Here is a 17,193-nt window from a genome sequence, read left to right as displayed (position 1 = left end):
TGAGCTGTGGCAGAGTTCATCGAGGTAGAGGGCGTGGTCGTGGTGCGTGCCGTTCGGGTGCACGAGTTCGGTGGTCCAGAGGTCCTGGTCGCGGAGGAGGTTGCCGATCCGGTCGCCGCCGCGGGGCAGGTCGTCGTGGGGATGGACGCCGCCGACGTGATCTTCCTCGACACGCTGCTGCGCGGCGGCTGGGGGCGCGAGTTCTTCCCGCGGCATCCGCCCTACGTACCCGGCGGGGGTGGCGCGGGGTACGTGCTGTCGGTCGGCGACGGTGTGGATCCCGCCTGGGTCGGCCGGCACGTCGTCGCTCGCGGGTCCGCGGGCTACGCCGAGCGGATCGCCTTCTCGGCCGAAGAGATCGTCGCGGTTCCGGACGGCGTGAGCTCGGCGGAGGCAGCGGCAATGGTGCACGACGGAGTAACCGCGCTGAGCCTCGCTCGGGGCGCGAAGATCCAGGAAGGTGAGTGGGTGCTGGTGGCGGCCGCGACAGGGGGAGCGGGTTCGCTGCTGGTGCAACTGGCACGGGACGCCGGCGCGCGGGTCGTCGCCGCAGCTCGCGGTGAGCGCAAGCTCGCGCTGGCCCGCGAGCTCGGCGCGGAGGTGGCCGTCGACTACTCGCAGGACGGCTGGCAGCACCGCGTTCCGCAGGTCGACCTGGCGTTCGACGGCGCGGGTGGACCACTCGGCAAGATCGTGTTCGAGACCGTCGCCGAGGGCGGCCGCTTCGTCACCTACGGCACCTCGGACGGGTTCGCCGACATCGACCCGGAGGTGGCGGCACGGCGGCAGGTGCACGTGGAGAACGCGCTCGCGGACGGGCCTCCGGACCCCGCGTCCGTGCGTGAGCTCCTCACCGAGGCGCTCGCGCTCACCGCGCAGGGCCGGATCCGCCCGCACATCGGCGCCACGTACCCGTTGGCGCGGGCGGACGAGGCTCATCGCTCGCTCGAAGCCCGCACAACGCTGGGGAAGTCGCTGCTGCTCACCGCAGCGGCAGCTGGTCCTTCAGCTCCCTGACCAGCTCGGGCAGGTCGGCGCGGTCCTTGGCGAACCCGAACACGTAGTAGTCCGGCCGCACCAACGCCGCCACCCTCCTGTGGCCGGCAAGCCAAGGCAGATACAGCCGCTCCACGTCCACGACCTCGTGCGCCCGAGCGATCTTCGGCGGAATCCCCGCCGGCATCACCCGCACCAGTTGCGTTCCGAGCGTCTTCAGGAACTCCAGCTCGTCCTCGCCCAAAGCCTCATACGGGTCCAGCGTCGTGATCAGCTGCCACCCACGCCCCACAACCTCGTCGAACCGATCCCGCTGAGTCCCGCGCGCCACCACACCCTGCGGCGACAGTTCACCGTCCGGCAGCGAGACTTCCGGTGTCCGCCGCACGATCCCGTCCTCCAGTGCGTAGGCGGAAGGAGCGAGGTCGACGCCTTCGGGCTTGGCCTGCATCGCGATCAGGAACGCGTCCCGCCGGGCAGCGGCAACAGGATCCAGCTCGGACACGATCTTGCCCACCTCGATGGACATCTCGATGGTGTGCCGCACCTGCAAAGCGCGCTCGGCGGGGTAGGCGTCCAGCAGCGCGTCGGAGGCGATGTCCCGCAACACGAGGTCGAGCTTCCACGCCAGGTTGGCCGCGTCCCGGATCCCGGAACACATGCCCTGCCCGGCGAACGGCGGCATGAGGTGCGCCGAGTCGCCCGCCAGCAGCATCCGCCCGTTGCGCCACCTGTCCGCCATCGCCGCCTGGAAGGTGTAGACGATGTTCCGCGTCAGGTCGGCGTTGTCCGGCGTGACGTCGTACGGCTTGAGCAGCTCCCACATGCGCTCCACAGTGGACAGCTCTTCGATCGACTCGCCGGGCAGCCGCATGAACTCCCACCGCCGGTGCCCGCGACCGGAGGCGACGATCGTGGTGGGGCGGGCCGGGTCGCACACCTGCACGTCGTTGGGCCGGAAGGCGCGCTTCTCGTGGAAGACGACGTCGACCAGCAGCCAGTCGTGCTTGAAGTTCAGGTCGATCATGCGCGAGCCCATGACGTCGCGCACGAAGCTGTTCGCGCCGTCGCACCCGATGACCCACGAGGCCGTGACATCCCCGGAGAAGTCCGGTCCAGGCGCCGTGATCGAGACATGCGAGCCGTTGTCCTCGATCGCCTCGACCTTGTGCCCGAACAGGGTCGTGATCTGCGGCAACGTCAGGACATGTTCGCGCAGGGCTTTCTCGAACGTCGGCTGGTGCATCACGGTCGCGATCGGCCAGCCGTCGCGGCCGGGCTCGTACGGTGCCTCGAAGGAGAAGAGCTCGCGGCCCTCGGCGTTCTGGAACATGTACTGCCCCAGGGGTTCGCCGAGCTCCATCAGGTCGGCGCCGATGCCGGCCGAGGCGAACGAGCGCGCGGTCTCGCCGTCGAACGCGACGACGCGCGGGAACGGGTACTGACCGCGGTACTTCTCCAGGATGACGACCCGCCATCCCTTGTGCGCCAGCAGGATGGACAGAACGAGGCCGACCGGGCCGCAGCCGACGACCGCCACGTCGGCGGTCAGCTCGGCGGCGGCCCGGTCCCCCGGCTTGGGTGACGTCATCGAGGCTTCCCTGTCTGCGCGAGATCAGAAGAACGAGTCGATCACTCCGAGCGCCTGTTCGGGGTTCAACCGCGGGTCGCAGAGGGTCTCGTAGCGCTCGGAGAGAGCCTTCTCGTCGGGGACAGGCCCGCCGACGCACTCCGTCACGTCGGTCGCGGCCGCTTCCAGGTGCAGGCCCGCCGCGTGTGCGCCCTCGGTCTCGAGGATGTGCCGGAACGCCGTGGCCTCCTCGATGATATGGGTGACAAGTCGAGTCTTTCGCCCAGATTCGGTGCTGATCGTGTTGCCGTGCATGGGATCCGAGATCCAGACGACGGGGTGGCCTGCGCGCCGCACGGCACGCACGATCGGCGGCAGGGCGACGTGGACGTCCTCGCGGCCCATGCGGACGATCAGCGTCAGGCGGCCGGGCGTGCGGTGCGGGTCGAGCAGCTGGCACAGCCGGACGACGGTCTCCGGGTCGGCGGTCGGGCCGACCTTCACACCGATCGGGTTCGCGATCGCGGCGAACATCGACACGTGCGCGTGGTCGAGCTGGCGGGTGCGCTCACCGATCCACGGGAAGTGCGTCGAGGTGAGGAACTGCTCCCCGGTGCGCTCGTCGGTGCGAATGAGCGCGTTCTCGTAATCCAGCACCAATGCCTCGTGAGCTACCCACGGGCCACCGGCGAGTTCCTCGGCACTTCCCGTCCAATGGGCGCGCACTTCTCGGACAACGGCGGCCGAGGCGTCGTAGGCGTGCAGCATTCGCTCCGGGTCGTGCTGACGGGCGAAATTGTCAGCCTCGAAGGAATTGACCAGCTCACCGCGGAACGACGGCAGGTCGACCCCGTCGACAGTTTCGAAGTTGCTCGAACGAGGCTTCGCGTACTGGCCCGCCATCCGTCCGAAACGTGCCACCTGCTGACCAGACCGTTCCGCCATCCGGGCGGCGACGCGCTGGATGTTGCGCACCTTTCGGGAAGTTGTCAGCGGGTCGGCGTCGGAAAAGGACTCGGCGCAGTCGCCGAGCTGCAGCACACGCGCCTCACCGAGCGCGGCGAGACCCAGTGCGCGCTTCGCCTCGCGAATTTCGGAATGTGCGACCAGGGGGAGTGCGCCGGACAGTTCGGCCTCGATCAGGTCGTACTCTGCGTGGTGGTGCCAGTGGGGCTGCTGCGTTGCCGGCAACGTCATCCACGGGGCGGCGGTCTGCGTGTACGTGAACTCCGTCAGCTTCACCGTCTGAGGCATTGTGCTCACTCCTGTTCTGGTTCTGCTGGACGTTTCAGGCGACGATGCCCTCGATCTCCACGAGGAGATCGGCGCGGCAGACGTCGACGTTCAGGTACTGGACGGCGGCGTTCGGGGAGAAACGCTCTTCGCACATCCTGCGGACCGTCGGGATGTCGGAACGGTGACGGACGTAGACCTTGATGTTGTCGAGGTTCAGCAAGGAATTGCCCTGCGTGATCTCGTAGTCCGCCAGGTTCTCGTCGGAAATCAGGTGCTCGATGTTGTCCAGTGACAACTTCACCTGCGCCACGATGTCGCCGTCGTGGAGCGTCTCGTGCCCGCGGATGCTGGCGGTGCCGGCCACGTAGACCTGCCCTGACCTGCGGTCGGTGTGCGTGGCGGCGAGGTAGGTGGCCCGGGCGAACTTGGGCGGGCGCGGGCCGTACTGCCTCGGGTAGTGGTAGGCGGCCATCTGCTTGGAGTTCTCCACCGACGTCAGCGCGGCGGACCGGGAGGCCAGGAAGTAGAACGCGATCCCGCCGCCCTGCGAGCCGATTCCGGTCGCGCTCGGCACCTCCTTGTCACCGAAGTGGAAGAGCTCGAACGCCTCCGCGCGGCCCTTGCAGAAGTCCCGGTAGATCTCCAGGCCCTCGGCGTTGTCGGCGTTGATGTCGTTGATGAAGTTCCACATGCGGAAGCAGTTCTTGTAACCGAGGGTGTCCATCAGGTCCAGCGCGGCGACGTAGGCGGCGCGGGTGTCCTCGGTGTAGCGGCCGGTCGGGGCGATCCGGCCGGCGACGAGCAGGTACTCGCCGTCGTGGGAGTAAAAGACGCCGTGGTGCTCGCCGGTCTCGACTGGCTGCGCGGTCGTCCACACCTCCGCGAATGCCTCGCCGAGGTCTGCCGCCATGTGCAGGTCGAGCGTCAGAAGACCATTCTCCACGCGCGGGTCGGTGCACTCGGTGGTGTAGTTGATGACTCCGAGAACGTTTCCGGTGGCCGCGACGTTGCTGACTTCGGTCAGGCCGGTGAACACCGAGCTGGGGAGGTTCACCTTCTGCTGCGCCTGAGTCATGTGAATGCCCCTCCGAGGAGTAGGTGAAACGTTTTGCGGAATGAAACCGGGATTTTGTTTCGAGCTGCTCTTCCGGGCCGGTGATCAAAGATTAGCCACTGGGCGCGCTCCGCAAAACGGCTCCGCCGGGGAAAGCACTTTAGGGCGGGATGATAGGGGGGTCCTAGGGGGGTGCTAGGGGATTTCCTACTTACCCGCCTGATGAGGCCGAGGCTAGCATCGCTCGAGGTGCAAGCCACGTCGCCAGTAAATAGGGAGCGCCGTCGGGATGTTTCGAACCGAACTGATCCGGCCGTTGTCCGACCTGCTGCGATACCACGCGGCGAACGCGCCGGAGAAGGTCGCGTTCGCGGACTCGCGGCGCGCGGTCACGTACGCGGAGCTGGAGCGGCGGACGTGGCGGCTCGGCGGGCACCTCGCCGGACTGCGGCTGCAGCCGGGTGACCGGGCGCTGATCTTCCTGGGCAACAGCGTCGACATCGTCGAGAGCTACCTCGCCGTCACGCGTGCGAATGGCGTCGCGGTGCCGTTCAACCCGCATTCCGCCGATGCCGAGCTCTCCTACGTGCTGGACGACAGCGGCGCCCGCGTCGTGATCACCGACTTCGCGCATCTCGACCAGGTCCGCAAGCTGCTGCCGGGCCGCCCCTACCTGCGCGTGGTCGTGAGCGGCGACGAACCGCTGCCGCGCGGCGACTCCGTTGTGTCCTACCGGGAACTGACCACCACGGATCCGGCTGTGCCCGCGCGTGACGACCAGGGCCTGGACGACGTGGCGTTCATGCTCTACACCTCCGGCACCACCGGCAAACCGAAGGGCGTGCTGTCGACCCAGCGAGCGTGCCTGTGGTCGGTCGCCGCCTGCTACGCCCCGGTCATCGGCCTGAACCACGACGACAAGGTGTTGTGGCCCTTGCCGTTGCACCACTCCCTGGCGCACGTGCTGTGCGTCGTCGGCGTCACGGCCGTGGGCGCTACGGCTCGGATTCTGGACGGGTTCGCCGCGGACGAGGTGCTGACCGCGCTGGCAGGCGACGACTACACGTTCATGTGCGGTGTTCCCGCCATGTACCACCATCTTCTTGAAGTCGCGCGCACGCGTGAGGTGCCGTCGAGCGCGCTGACCCGGTGCCTCACCGCAGGTTCGGCGTGCCCGCCGGGGTTGCGCGTCGAGTTCGAGGCACTGTTCGGTGTCGCGCTGCTCGACGGCTACGGCAGCACCGAGACGTGCGGCCTGATCGCGGTGAACTGGGCGCACGGCACGAGGGTTCCCGGCTCGTGCGGCCTGCCGGTGCCGGGTCTCGCGGTGCGGCTGGTCGACCCGGACACCGGCATCGACGTCGACGCGGAGGCCGAGGGCGAGGTCTGGGTGCGCGGACCGAGCCTCATGGCCGGCTACCACAACCAGCCCGAGGCGACCGCGCAGGCGATGCCTCATGGCTGGTACCGCACCGGTGACCTGGCGCGCCGCGACCTCTACGGCTACGTCACGATCACCGGCCGCGTCAAGGAGCTGATCATTCGCGGCGGCGAGAACATCCACCCCGGTGAGGTGGAGGAGGTGCTGCTCAAGGTCCCCGGTGTCGCGGACGCCGCGGTGGTCGGCAAGCCGCACGACATCCTGGGCGAGGTGCCGATCGCGTTCGTGGTGCCCGGCAAGCAGGGCCTGGATCCCGTGCGCCTGTACGACGCCTGCCGGGAGCAGCTGTCGAACTTCAAGGTGCCGGAAGAGCTGTACGAGATCGACCACATCCCGCGCACCACGTCCGGCAAGATCACGCGGCACGTGCTGCTCGACCGCCCGGCCCGGTTGCGGGCCGCGAGCGGCGGGCAGCACGAGTCGTTGCTGCGCATGGACTGGGCGCCGATGCCGTCGGTCCGCACGACCAGCTTGGAGTTGGCCAAGCGCTGGGCCGTCGTCGGCCCGGACATGTTCGGCCTGACCGCTTCCCTGGTGTCGTCGGGCGTGCACGTCGCCACCTACGCCGACGCAGCCTCTTTGCACGTGTCCGTTGTGGACGGTGAACCGGCGCCGGACGTGGCGGTGCTGTGCTGCCCCGACGACATGGACACCGGTGGCAAGCTCACCACGGCGGCGCAGGAGGCGTTGCGCAAGGTCGGCGGCGTACTGCGGACGTGGGTGAACGACGACTGGTTCGCGCAGTCGCGCCTGGTAGTGCTGACGCGCGGCGCGGTCGCGGCCGGCGTCGAGGACGTGCGCGACCTCGTGCACGCGCCGGTGTGGGGACTGCTGCGGTCGCTGCAGGTCGAGCACCCGAACCGGTTCACGTTGATCGACATCGACGACCTGGCGCCGTCGACCGGTGTGCTGCCGCTCGTGGTCGCCGCCGACGAACCGCAGCTCGCGATCCGGTCCGGCATCGCGTTGATGCCGCGGCTCAAGCGCGTGTCGGCGTCGGTCGACAGCGACGAGGTGGTGCGCATCGACCCGAAGCGCACGGTCGTCGTCACCGGCGCGGACGGCACGATGGGTGCCGCGCTGACCCGGCATCTCGTTGCTGCTTATGGAGCACGGCATCTGCTGCTGATCAGTCCGCGCGGCCGGACCGACGAGGCGACCGCGCAGCTGGAGGCGGAGCTCTCCGAACTGGGTGCGCGGGTCGCGGTGGCGGCTTGTGACGTGGCGGACCGTACCGCGCTGGCCGAGGTGCTGGGCAAGCTGAAGCGGCCGATCACCGCCGTCATCCACAGCGAGGGCGAGCACCCGGCCAAGCCCACGATGTCCCGTGACAAGAACGTCTTCCGGTCCGTTGTGGACGGTGCGGTCAACCTGCACCAGCTCACCAAGGGCGGCGACGTCGACGCGTTCGTCATGCTCTGCACGGTCGCGGGCGCGCTGGGGCTGGTCGGATCCGGTGAGCAGGCTGCGGCGAACTCGTTCCTGGACGCCCTGGCCCGCTACCGCCGCAAACGCGAGCTGTCCGCGACGTTCCTCGCGGTGGGCTCGACGGACGCGCCGACGACCGCGTCGCGGGTGGGTGAGCTGTCGACGCAGGAGTTCACCGCGATGTTCGACGTCGCGACCTCCGCGGGGCTCGCGCAGGCCGTGATCATGCGGATCAACAGCGCCGCCTTGCGCGAGCAGACCTCGTCGACCGAGGTGCCGGCGTTGCTGCGGGGCCTGATCGACGTGTCCGCGCGGCTCGCGACGCCGGACGAGCGTGATCTCGCTGCGTTACGCCAGCGACTGGTGGCGATGTCGTCGGAGGAGCAGGACATCTTCCTGCTCAATCTGGTGCGCACCGAGGTCGCGGGCGTGCTGGGGTTGACCGGGGCGGAGCGCGCGGAGTCGAAGAAGACGTTCCGCGAGCTCGGCCTGACCTCGGTGACGGCGGTGGACCTTCGCAACCGCCTGACCGCGGCGACGGGCCTGCACCTGTCCGCGCCGGTGGCGTTCGACTACCCGACTCCGGTGGTGCTGGCGCGGCATCTGCGCGCCGAACTGCTGGGCGAGCGGGCTTCTGTGGTGACCTCGGAGATCGCGCGTTCTCACCCGGACGAGCCGATCGCGATCGTGGGCATGGCCTGCCGCTATCCCGGTGGCGTCGCGTCGCCGGAGGACCTGTGGCGGCTGGTGATGTCGGGTGCGGACGTGGTGTCCGCGTTCCCGACGGACCGCAACTGGGACCTGGAGAAGCTGTTCGACGGCGCCTCGCACACGCGCTCGGGCGGCTTCCTGCACGACGCGGCGGACTTCGACGCGGAGTTCTTCGGGATCTCGCCGCGCGAGGCGCTGGCGATGGATCCGCAGCAGCGGTTGCTGCTGGAGGTCTCCTGGGAGGCGCTGGAGCGGGCGGGCATCGACCCGGTCTCGTTACGGGGCACCAACGGCGGTGTGTTCGCCGGCGTGATGTACCACGACTACGGCGCTGGGTTGCTGGACGCGCCCGCTGGTACCGAGGGGTACTGGACGACCGGCACGGCGGGCAGTGTGGTGTCCGGTCGCGTCGCCTACACCCTGGGGCTGCAGGGGCCGGCCGTCACGGTCGACACCGCTTGCTCTTCTTCTCTGGTCGCTTTGCACTGGGCTGCGCAGTCGCTGCGGTCGGGCGAGTCGTCGATCGCGCTGGCGGGTGGTGTGACGATCATGTCGACACCGCAGACGTTCGTGGAGTTCTCCCGTCAGGGCGGGCTGTCCGCCGACGGCCGTTGCAAGGCTTTCTCGGATTCCGCCGACGGCACCGGCTGGTCCGAAGGCGCTGGTCTGGTGGTGCTGGAGCGGTTGTCGGACGCTCGCCGCAACGGGCATGAGGTGCTGGCCGTGCTGCGGGGTTCGGCGATCAACCAGGACGGCGCGTCGAACGGGTTGACCGCGCCGAACGGGCCGTCGCAACAGCGGGTGATCCGGCAAGCGCTTGCGTCCGCCGGTCTGTCCACTTCGGACGTTGACGCGGTGGAGGCGCACGGCACCGGTACGACTTTGGGTGATCCGATCGAGGCGCAGGCGTTGCTCGCGACCTACGGGCAGGATCGTTCTGTTCCGCTGTGGCTGGGATCGGTGAAGTCGAACCTCGGTCACACGCAGGCCGCGGCCGGTGTCGCGGGCGTGATCAAGATGGTGATGGCGTTGCGGCACGGTGTCCTGCCGCGCACGTTGCACGTGACGTCGCCGTCGTCGCACGTCGAGTGGGGGACGGGCCGGGTCGAGCTGCTCACGTCAGATCAGCCGTGGCCCGCGGTGTCGCGGGAACGGCGTGCGGCGGTGTCGGGCTTTGGTGTTTCCGGCACGAACGCGCACGTGATCTTGGAGGCGCCTGCACCGGTTTCCGCCGGTCAGGCATTGTCAGACCTGCCTGAGATGATTGGGATGGGGGGTGGCTCCCCCCAGGGGGCCAGCCAACCCGGATCGATTCAGGCGGGCGGTGGGCCGGGCGCAACCAGCGGGCTCGCGACGGCGGGTGCTGTGCCGTGGGTGGTGTCGGCGAAGTCCGCGGCGGCTCTGGAAGCGCAGATCGAGCGGATCCGGGCGGTCAAGGCGCCGGCTCTCGACATCGCGGCGTCGCTGGTGTCGACGCGCACGCAGCTGGAGCACCGCGCGGTGCTGGTCGACGGCGCTGAGATCGCGCGCGGTGTGGCGTCGGAGCGGTCGTTGGCGGTGCTGTTCTCCGGGCAGGGCTCGCAGCGGCTCGGCACAGGACGTGAGCTGTACGAGCGGTTCCCGGTGTTCGCGACGGCGTTCGACGCGGTGCTGGAGCACCTGGACGTGTCGCTGCGGGACGTGATGTGGGGCCACGACGTCGATGCGCTGAACGCGACCCGGTACACGCAGCCGGCGCTGTTCGCGATCGAGGTGGCGCTGTTCCGGCTCGCTGCTTCCTTCGGCGTGCGGCCGGACTTCGTGGGCGGGCACTCCATCGGTGAGATCGTCGCCGCGCACGTCGCCGGGGTGTTCTCGCTTGAGGACGCGTGCCGGCTGGTCGACGCGCGGTCGCGCCTGATGCAGGCGCTGCCGACCGGTGGCGCGATGGTGGCCCTGCAGGCCACCGAGGAGGAAGTGCTGCCTCACTTGGGGCCCGAGGTGTCCGTGGCGGCTGTGAACGGCCCGCGTTCGGTGGTGGTGGCGGGTTCGCAGGCCGGTGTCGACGCGGTGGTGGATCGGTTCGCGGACCGCAAGACTAAGCGTCTCACGGTGAGCCATGCGTTTCACTCGCCCTTGATGAACCCGATGCTGGACGACTTCCGCGCGGTCGTCGAGGGCCTGTCGTTCTCCGAGCCGCAGATCCCGGTCGTGTCGAACGTGACCGGGCAGCTCGCCGTGCGCGAACAGCTGACCTCGCCGGAGTACTGGGTGCGGCACGTGCGGGAGGCCGTGCGGTTCTCGGACGGCGTGCGGGCGTTGGGGCGTCAGGGTGTTTCCGCGTTCCTGGAGCTCGGCCCGGACGGCGTGCTGTCGGCGCTGGTGGCGGAGCTGACCGAGACCGGCGCGGTGCCGCTGGACACCGCTGTCGTGCCGGTGCTGCGCCGCGAACGTCCGGAGGAGGCTTCATTTGTGTCGGCCCTGGCGCGCCTGCACGTCGTGGGCGTGCCGGTCGACTGGCCGGTGCTGTTCGAGGGCACCGGTGCGGTTCGCGTCGACCTGCCGACGTATGCGTTCCAGCGTTCTCGTTTCTGGCCGGAGCCCGAGGTCGCGGTCGGCAAGGCCGATCCGCTGGACGCGGCGTTCTGGCAGCTCGTGGAGAACGACGAGCTGGCGGCCGTGCTGGATCTCGATCCTGAGGTGGCGGCGGCCGTGGTGCCCGCGCTGTCCTCGTGGCGGACCCGGCAGCGGTCGCAGTCCATTGTGGATTCCTGGCGGTTCCGCGAGTCGTGGGAACGGCTCTCGCCGGCGGGTGCTTTTGCCGGAACCTGGCTGGTGGTTGTGCCGCCGGGCGAGCAGGACACGTGGACGCGGGACGTCGTGGACATCCTCGGCGGGGTCACCGTGCCGCTCGACAAGGTCGCTTCGCTGGCAGGCCGCGAGTTCACCGGGGTCGTGTCGCTGCTGGGTGTCGCGGACGACTCGGGCGACGTGCCCTATCCGTTGTCGGGGACCCTGGAGCTGCTGCGGGCGGGAATCGACGCTCCGTTGTGGACGGTGACGCGCGGCGCTGTGTCGACCGGGCACGGGGACATCGTGACGTCACCGGTGCAGGCCGCGTTGTGGGGCATGGGCCGGGTCGCGGCACTGGAGCAACCGCGCCGGTGGGGTGGCCTGATCGACCTGCCGGGCAGCGTGGACAACCAGATCGCCCAGGGCCTGCTGGCCGCTTTGACGAACTCGCTGGGGGAGGACCAGATCGCGGTGCGCGGCAACGGTGTCTTCGCCCGCCGCCTGGTGCCCGCGCCGCGTGGTGAGCACGGCGAGGACTGGACGCCGTCCGGCACGGTCCTGATCACCGGCGGCACCGGTGCCCTGGGCGGGTTCGTGGCCCGTTCCGTTGCTGCTCGGGGTGCTTCGCACATCGTGCTGACCTCACGTCGCGGGCCGTTGACGCCTGGTGTCGAGCATCTGGTGGCGCAGCTCGAAGGGTTCGGTGCCGAGGTCTCCGTCGAGGCCTGCGACGTCGCTGATCGAGCTGCGGTCTCGGAGTTGTTGGAACGCTTCCCCGACCTGACAGCTGTTGTGCACTGCGCCGGCATCGATTCCGGCGACGCCTTGTTGCGCGATCTGAGTGTTGATCAGCTCGGGGAGTTGTTGCGCGCCAAGATGGTGTCCGCGCGGAACCTGCACGAGCTGACCGGGAACCTCGACGCGTTCGTGCTGTTCTCGTCGGGTGCGGCGGCGTGGGGGAGTGGCGGCCAGCCCGCGTACTCGACCGCGAACGCCTACCTGGACGGCCTGGCGCAGTTCCGCCGCGGCCAGGGCCTGGTGGCGACGTCCGTGCAGTGGGGCGCGTGGGCCGAAGCCGGCATGGCGACCGATCCGGAGGCCTACGACCAGCTGCGCCGCCACGGCGTGCTGCCGATGGACCCGGAGCTGGCTCTGACGGCTCTGGTGCAGGCGGTGTCGGACGGCGAGACCGTGCTGACCGTCACGAACACCGACTGGGCCCGTTTCGCACCGGGTTTCACCGCGTCGCGCCCGTCGCCGTTGTTCTCCACGATCCCTTCGTTCTCCGCTGCTCTTGCTCCGGACGACGATCTTGGTGGCGCCGAGGTCGCGTTGCAGGAGAAGCTCGCCGGCCTGTCCGAGGCCGACCGGTCACGGGTGCTGCTCGATCTGGTGCGCTCCGAGGCGGCCGCGGTGCTGGGCCACGCCGGTGTCGAGTCGATCCACGCGGAGAAGGCGTTCCGCGACCAGGGATTCGACTCGCTGACCGCCGTGGAGATGCGCGACCGCCTGAAGGCCGCGACGGGCCTGCCCGTGCCGTCGGCGCTGGTCTTCGACTACCCGACGCCGCGCCTGGTCGCCGAGCACCTGCTGTCCGGCCTGTCCGCCGCTGTCGACGGTTCCGCTCTGGCCGACCTGACGCGGTTCGAGGCGTCGCTCGCCTCTGTCGCGGAGTCCGACCACGACGTGATCCGTGAGCGCCTGGAGAAGCTGCTGGGCCGGTTGAAGAAGCCTGTGTCCACTTCGGACGACGACATTCGCAGTGTCTCCGTCGAGGACCTCCTGAACATCATCGACGACGAGTTGCTCGACCTCTCGTAGTAGCAGTGTGTTGCCCGCACGAAATGAGGACGGACCAGTGCAGGAAGAGCAGCAGGACAAGGTTGCCGACTACCTGAGGCGAGTCACGGTCGAGTTGCGCCGGGCTCGTGAACGCGTCCTCGAGCTGGAGCAGAAGCACAGCGAGCCCATCGCGATCGTGGGCATGTCGTGCCGCTTCCCCGGCGGCGTGGTCACTCCCGAACAGCTGTGGGACGTCGTGTCCTCCGGCCGCGACGTGGTCTCCGCCTTCCCCGCCGACCGCGGCTGGGACCTCTCGTCGTTGCGCGCCGGCGCCTCTCTGGCTTCGGAGGGCGGCTTCCTGACTGATCTGGCGTCTTTCGACGCCGACTTCTTCGGCATCTCGCCGCGCGAGGCCCTGGGCATGGACCCGCAGCAGCGCATGATGCTGGAGCTCACGTGGGAGGCCCTGGAGCGGGCGGGGCTGGATCCTTCGGCGTTGCGGGGTTCTCCGACCGGCGTGTTCGTGGGCACGAACGGCCAGGACTACGCGGACCTGGTGTCGGTGGACGGCGACGGGCACGCCTCCACCGGCCTCATCGCGTCCGTGCTCTCCGGCCGTCTGTCCTACACCTTCGGCTTCGAGGGGCCCGCGGTTTCCGTCGACACCGCTTGCTCTTCGTCGTCGGTGGCCATGCATCTGGCCATGCAGGCTTTGCGTTCCGGTGAGTGCTCTTTGGCGCTGGCCGGTGGCGTCACGATCATGGCGACGCCGCATGCGTTCGTCGAGTTCACGCTGCAGCGCGGACTCGCCGCTGACGGCCGCTGCAAGGCCTTCTCCGACTCCGCCGATGGTGTCGGCTGGTCCGAGGGCGCCGGCATGCTGGTGCTGGAACGCTTGTCCGACGCGGTTGCTGCCGGCCACCGGGTTCTCGGCCTGTTGCGCGGTTCGGCCGTCAACCAGGACGGCGCTTCGAACGGCCTGACCGCTCCTAACGGTCCCTCGCAGCAACGCGTGATCCGCGCGGCCCTGGCATCTGCCGGTCTGGCTCCTGCCGATGTCGATGCCGTGGAGGCGCACGGCACTGGCACCACTTTGGGCGACCCGATCGAGGCCGCCGCGCTGATCGCCACTTATGGCCAGGACCGCTCGGTTCCGCTGTACATCGGCTCGATCAAGTCGAACATCGGTCACACGCAGGCCGCGGCGGGCGTCGCCTCGGTGATCAAGGTCGTGCAGGCGATGCAGCACGGCGTCCTGCCGCGCACCCTGCATGTCAGTTCGCCTTCCTCCCACGTCGACTGGTCGGCCGGCTCGGTCTCGTTGCTGACCTCCGCGACGCCGTGGCCTGCTGTCGATCGGCCCCGTCGCGTGGGCATCTCCTCGTTCGGCGTGTCCGGCACCAACTCGCACCTGATCGTCGAGGCGCCTGCGCCGGTCTCCGCTGGCCAGGAATTGTCAGACCTGCCTGAGATGATTGGGATGGGGGGTGGCTCCCCCCAGGGGGCCGGCGAATCCGTATCGATTCCGAGCGGCGGACGGAACGCGTCGGGTAAGGCGGGCGGTCCGAGCGGTGGACTGGGCGAGGCGGGCGGGCCGGGCGAGGCGGGCGGTCCGAGCGGCGGACTGGGCGGGCAGGGCGATCTGGGCTCGACGGGTGGCGTGCCGTGGCTGGTCTCGGCCAAGTCGGACGCGGCGCTCACCGGACAGATCGCGCAGCTCGCGGACGTGTTGGGACCGGTGGCCGCTGACCTGTCGGGTGAGGCGGCTGCGGACCTGCCGGTGAATGCGAAGGACGTCGGCTACTCACTGGCGGCCCGCACGCTGTTCGACCACCGCGCGGTGATCCTCAACGGCACCGAGATCGCGCGCGGCACCGCCACCGAGAAGCAGCTCGCGATGCTGTTCACCGGCCAGGGCTCGCAGCGCCTCGGCATGGGCCGCGAGCTGTACGAGGCGTTCCCGAAGTTCCGCGAGGCGTTCGACGAGGTCGCAGAGCACCTCGACGTCAGCGCGATGTGGGCCGACGACTCGGAAGCCCTGAACCAGACCGGCAACGCCCAGCCCGCGATCTTCGCGCTGCAGGTAGCCCTCTACCGCCTGGTCGAGTCGTTCGGCGTCAAGCCCGACCACGTCGCCGGCCACTCGATCGGCGAGATCGCCGCCGCGCACATCGCGGGCGTGTTCAGCCTCGAAGACGCCGCGAAACTCGTCAACGCCCGCGCGCGACTCATGCAGGCCCTGCCCCGCGCAGGCGTGATGATCGCGCTCCAGGCCACCGAAGCCGAAGTCACCCCGCACCTCACACCGGGTGTGTCCATCGCCGCGATCAACGGCCCGGAATCCGTTGTCATCGCAGGAGTCGAAGAAGAAGCCCGCACGATCGTCGCGAACTTCGAAGGCCGCAAGTCGAAGCAGCTCCAAGTCAGCCACGCGTTCCACTCGCCGCTGATGGACCCGATGCTCGACGACTTCCGCAACGCCATCGCGCACCTGAGGTTCCACGCTCCAGTCATCCCGGGCCTCGGTGACGTCGCGAACGCCGAGTACTGGGTCCGGCACGTCCGCAACACCGTCCGCTTCCACGACACCGTGATCAGCCTGGGCGACAAGCGGTTCCTGGAGATCGGCCCCGACGGCGTGCTGTCGGCGCTGGTCGAGAGCGGCATCCCAACGCTCCGCAAGGACCGTCCCGAAACCCAAGCCCTGATCACCGCCCTCGCCCGCCTCCACGTCGAAGGCACGAACGTCGACTGGAAGCCGTTCTTCGAGGGCGGCACCAGGGTCGAACTGCCGACGTATGCGTTCCAACGGCAGCGTTTCTGGCCGTCGACCACGAAGAACGCCGACGCGTCCGGACTCGGCCTCACCGCGGTGGGCCACCCGTTGCTCGGCGCGGCGGTGGAGCTCGCCGACGGGCAGGGCGTGCTGTTCACCAGCAGGCTGTCCGTCGCGACGCAGCCGTGGCTCGCCGATCACGTCGTCGGCGGCCGAGTCCTGTTCCCCGGGACGGCGTTCGCCGAGCTGGCGTTGCGCGCAGCTGACGAACTGGGCCTCGACCGACTCGACGAGCTGACGTTGGCGGCGCCGCTGGTCCTCAACGACCCGGTGCAGGTCCAGGTCGCGATCGGTGCCCCACAAGCCGGACGCCGCTCCATCGCCATCTACTCACGCCTCGACCAGGACACGCCGTGGCTCGAACACTGCACTGGTTTCCTCGCGTCCGGCACGGCACCAGACTTCGACACCACGGCCTGGCCGCCCGCCGGTGCGGAACCGGTTGCGCTGGAAGGGTTCTATGAACGGTTCGCGGACAAGGGGTTCGCGTACGGGCCGGCGTTCCAGGGCCTGCGCGCAGCGTGGCGCCACGGCGACGACGTCTACGCCGAGGTTGCGATCACCGAGGAGACCGACCGCTACGGTCTGCACCCGGCACTGCTCGACGCCGCCCTGCACGCCGCCGACCTGAGCACGTCCGAGGGCGGCATGCCGTTCGCCTGGGAAGGTGTGTCGCTGCACGCGACCGGTGCCTCCGCGCTGCGCGTGCGCATCCGGCCGCAAGGTGAGTCGTTCGCGATCGCCGCGACGGACCTCAACGGAACGCCGGTCATCTCGATCGACTCCCTCGTCACCCGCCCGATTCCCGCCGACGACACGGGCATCGGGCGCGAGGCGTTGTTCCACGTCGACTGGACGCCCGTCGCACTGCCCACCGAGACCGCCGAGGTCGAGGTGGAGCACGTCGTCTCCGACGGTTCCCCGGTCGAGTCCGCGCATGCCCTGACCGCACAAGTCCTCGCACGCCTCCAGCAATGGATCGCGGACGAACGACAGGACCGCCTCGCATTCGTCACGCGTCCCGGCGACCTCGGCGCGGCAGCGGTGTGGGGCCTGGTGCGGTCGGCGCAGACCGAGCACCCCGGCCGTTTCGTGCTGGTGGAGTCGGACGGCGACGTCCCGGCGGAGGTCCTCGCGCTGGACGAGCCGCAGATCCGTTGGCGCGATGGCGAAGCGGCCGTGCCACGCCTGGCCCGCCTCGCTCCCGCCGGCGAGTTCTCGTGGCAGGGCAAGGTTCTCATCACGGGCGGCACCGGCGGCCTCGGCCTGATCATCGCACGGCACCTCGTCACCACGCACGGCGTCCGCGACCTGCTGCTCGTCTCCCGGCGCGGCGAGGCTGACGTCGCGGAGCTGGAAGCGTTGGG

At 69.4% G+C, this 17,193-nt stretch carries 6 protein-coding genes (1 of these 6 running past the window's edge); 3 read left to right on the top strand and 3 right to left on the bottom strand.

What is annotated here, in order from left to right; translation table 11 throughout:
- Positions 1 to 6: 6 nt before the first annotated feature.
- A complete protein-coding gene (locus LFM09_RS11430) occupies positions 7 to 1,017 on the top strand; it encodes a zinc-binding dehydrogenase (protein WP_414096341.1) in 1,011 nt (336 codons plus the stop codon).
- Here the strand turns inward: LFM09_RS11430 and LFM09_RS11425 are convergent.
- From LFM09_RS11425 to LFM09_RS11415, 3 genes are read right to left on the bottom strand one after another with little or no spacing between them, the layout of a single operon-like run.
- Complete coding sequence (locus tag LFM09_RS11425; RefSeq protein WP_414096340.1) at positions 983 to 2,587, bottom strand: bifunctional 3-(3-hydroxy-phenyl)propionate/3-hydroxycinnamic acid hydroxylase; 1,605 nt, start codon at positions 2,585 to 2,587, stop codon at positions 983 to 985. The two genes, LFM09_RS11430 and LFM09_RS11425, sit on opposite strands and share 35 nt — an antisense overlap.
- A gap of 24 nt (positions 2,588 to 2,611) precedes the next feature.
- A complete protein-coding gene (locus LFM09_RS11420; RefSeq protein ID WP_414096339.1) occupies positions 2,612 to 3,820 on the bottom strand; it encodes a 3-deoxy-7-phosphoheptulonate synthase in 1,209 nt (402 codons plus the stop codon).
- 34 nt (positions 3,821 to 3,854) lie between these two features.
- Positions 3,855 to 4,877 carry an FkbO/Hyg5 family chorismatase gene (locus LFM09_RS11415; RefSeq protein WP_414096338.1) on the bottom strand — a complete coding sequence of 341 codons (1,023 nt, stop codon included), beginning with the start codon at positions 4,875 to 4,877 and terminating at the stop codon, positions 3,855 to 3,857.
- A 268-nt stretch (positions 4,878 to 5,145) separates the two neighbouring features.
- On the opposite strand from LFM09_RS11415, the gene LFM09_RS11410 reads away from it, so the two are divergent.
- Positions 5,146 to 13,029, top strand: a complete 7,884-nt coding sequence (locus tag LFM09_RS11410; protein ID WP_414096337.1) for a type I polyketide synthase — start codon at positions 5,146 to 5,148, stop codon at positions 13,027 to 13,029.
- 37 nt (positions 13,030 to 13,066) lie between these two features.
- Positions 13,067 to 17,193: the 5' end (the start) of a type I polyketide synthase gene (locus tag LFM09_RS11405; protein WP_414096336.1), read on the top strand. The gene runs 23,704 nt beyond the window's last position; the window shows 4,127 of its 27,831 coding nt (coding positions 1-4,127); its start codon is at positions 13,067 to 13,069; its stop codon lies off the right edge, out of view.

It is taken from the genome of Lentzea alba (assembly GCF_047445655.1).
GTDB classification, from domain to species: Bacteria; Actinomycetota; Actinomycetes; order Mycobacteriales; family Pseudonocardiaceae; genus Lentzea; species Lentzea alba_A.
The sequence above is the reverse complement of the archived record's forward strand: the minus strand, read 5'-3'. Positions and strand labels throughout refer to the sequence as shown.

Excerpts from the sequence above, each read along its gene's own strand:
- LFM09_RS11415 (WP_414096338.1), bottom strand. The coding sequence starts at position 4,877 with ATGACTCAGGCGCAGCAGAAGGTGAACCTCCCCAGCTCGGTGTTCACC.
- LFM09_RS11420 (WP_414096339.1), bottom strand. The coding sequence starts at position 3,820 with ATGCCTCAGACGGTGAAGCTGACGGAGTTCACGTACACGCAGACCGCC.
- LFM09_RS11410 (WP_414096337.1), top strand. The coding sequence starts at position 5,146 with ATGTTTCGAACCGAACTGATCCGGCCGTTGTCCGACCTGCTGCGATAC.
- LFM09_RS11425 (WP_414096340.1), bottom strand. The coding sequence starts at position 2,587 with ATGACGTCACCCAAGCCGGGGGACCGGGCCGCCGCCGAGCTGACCGCC.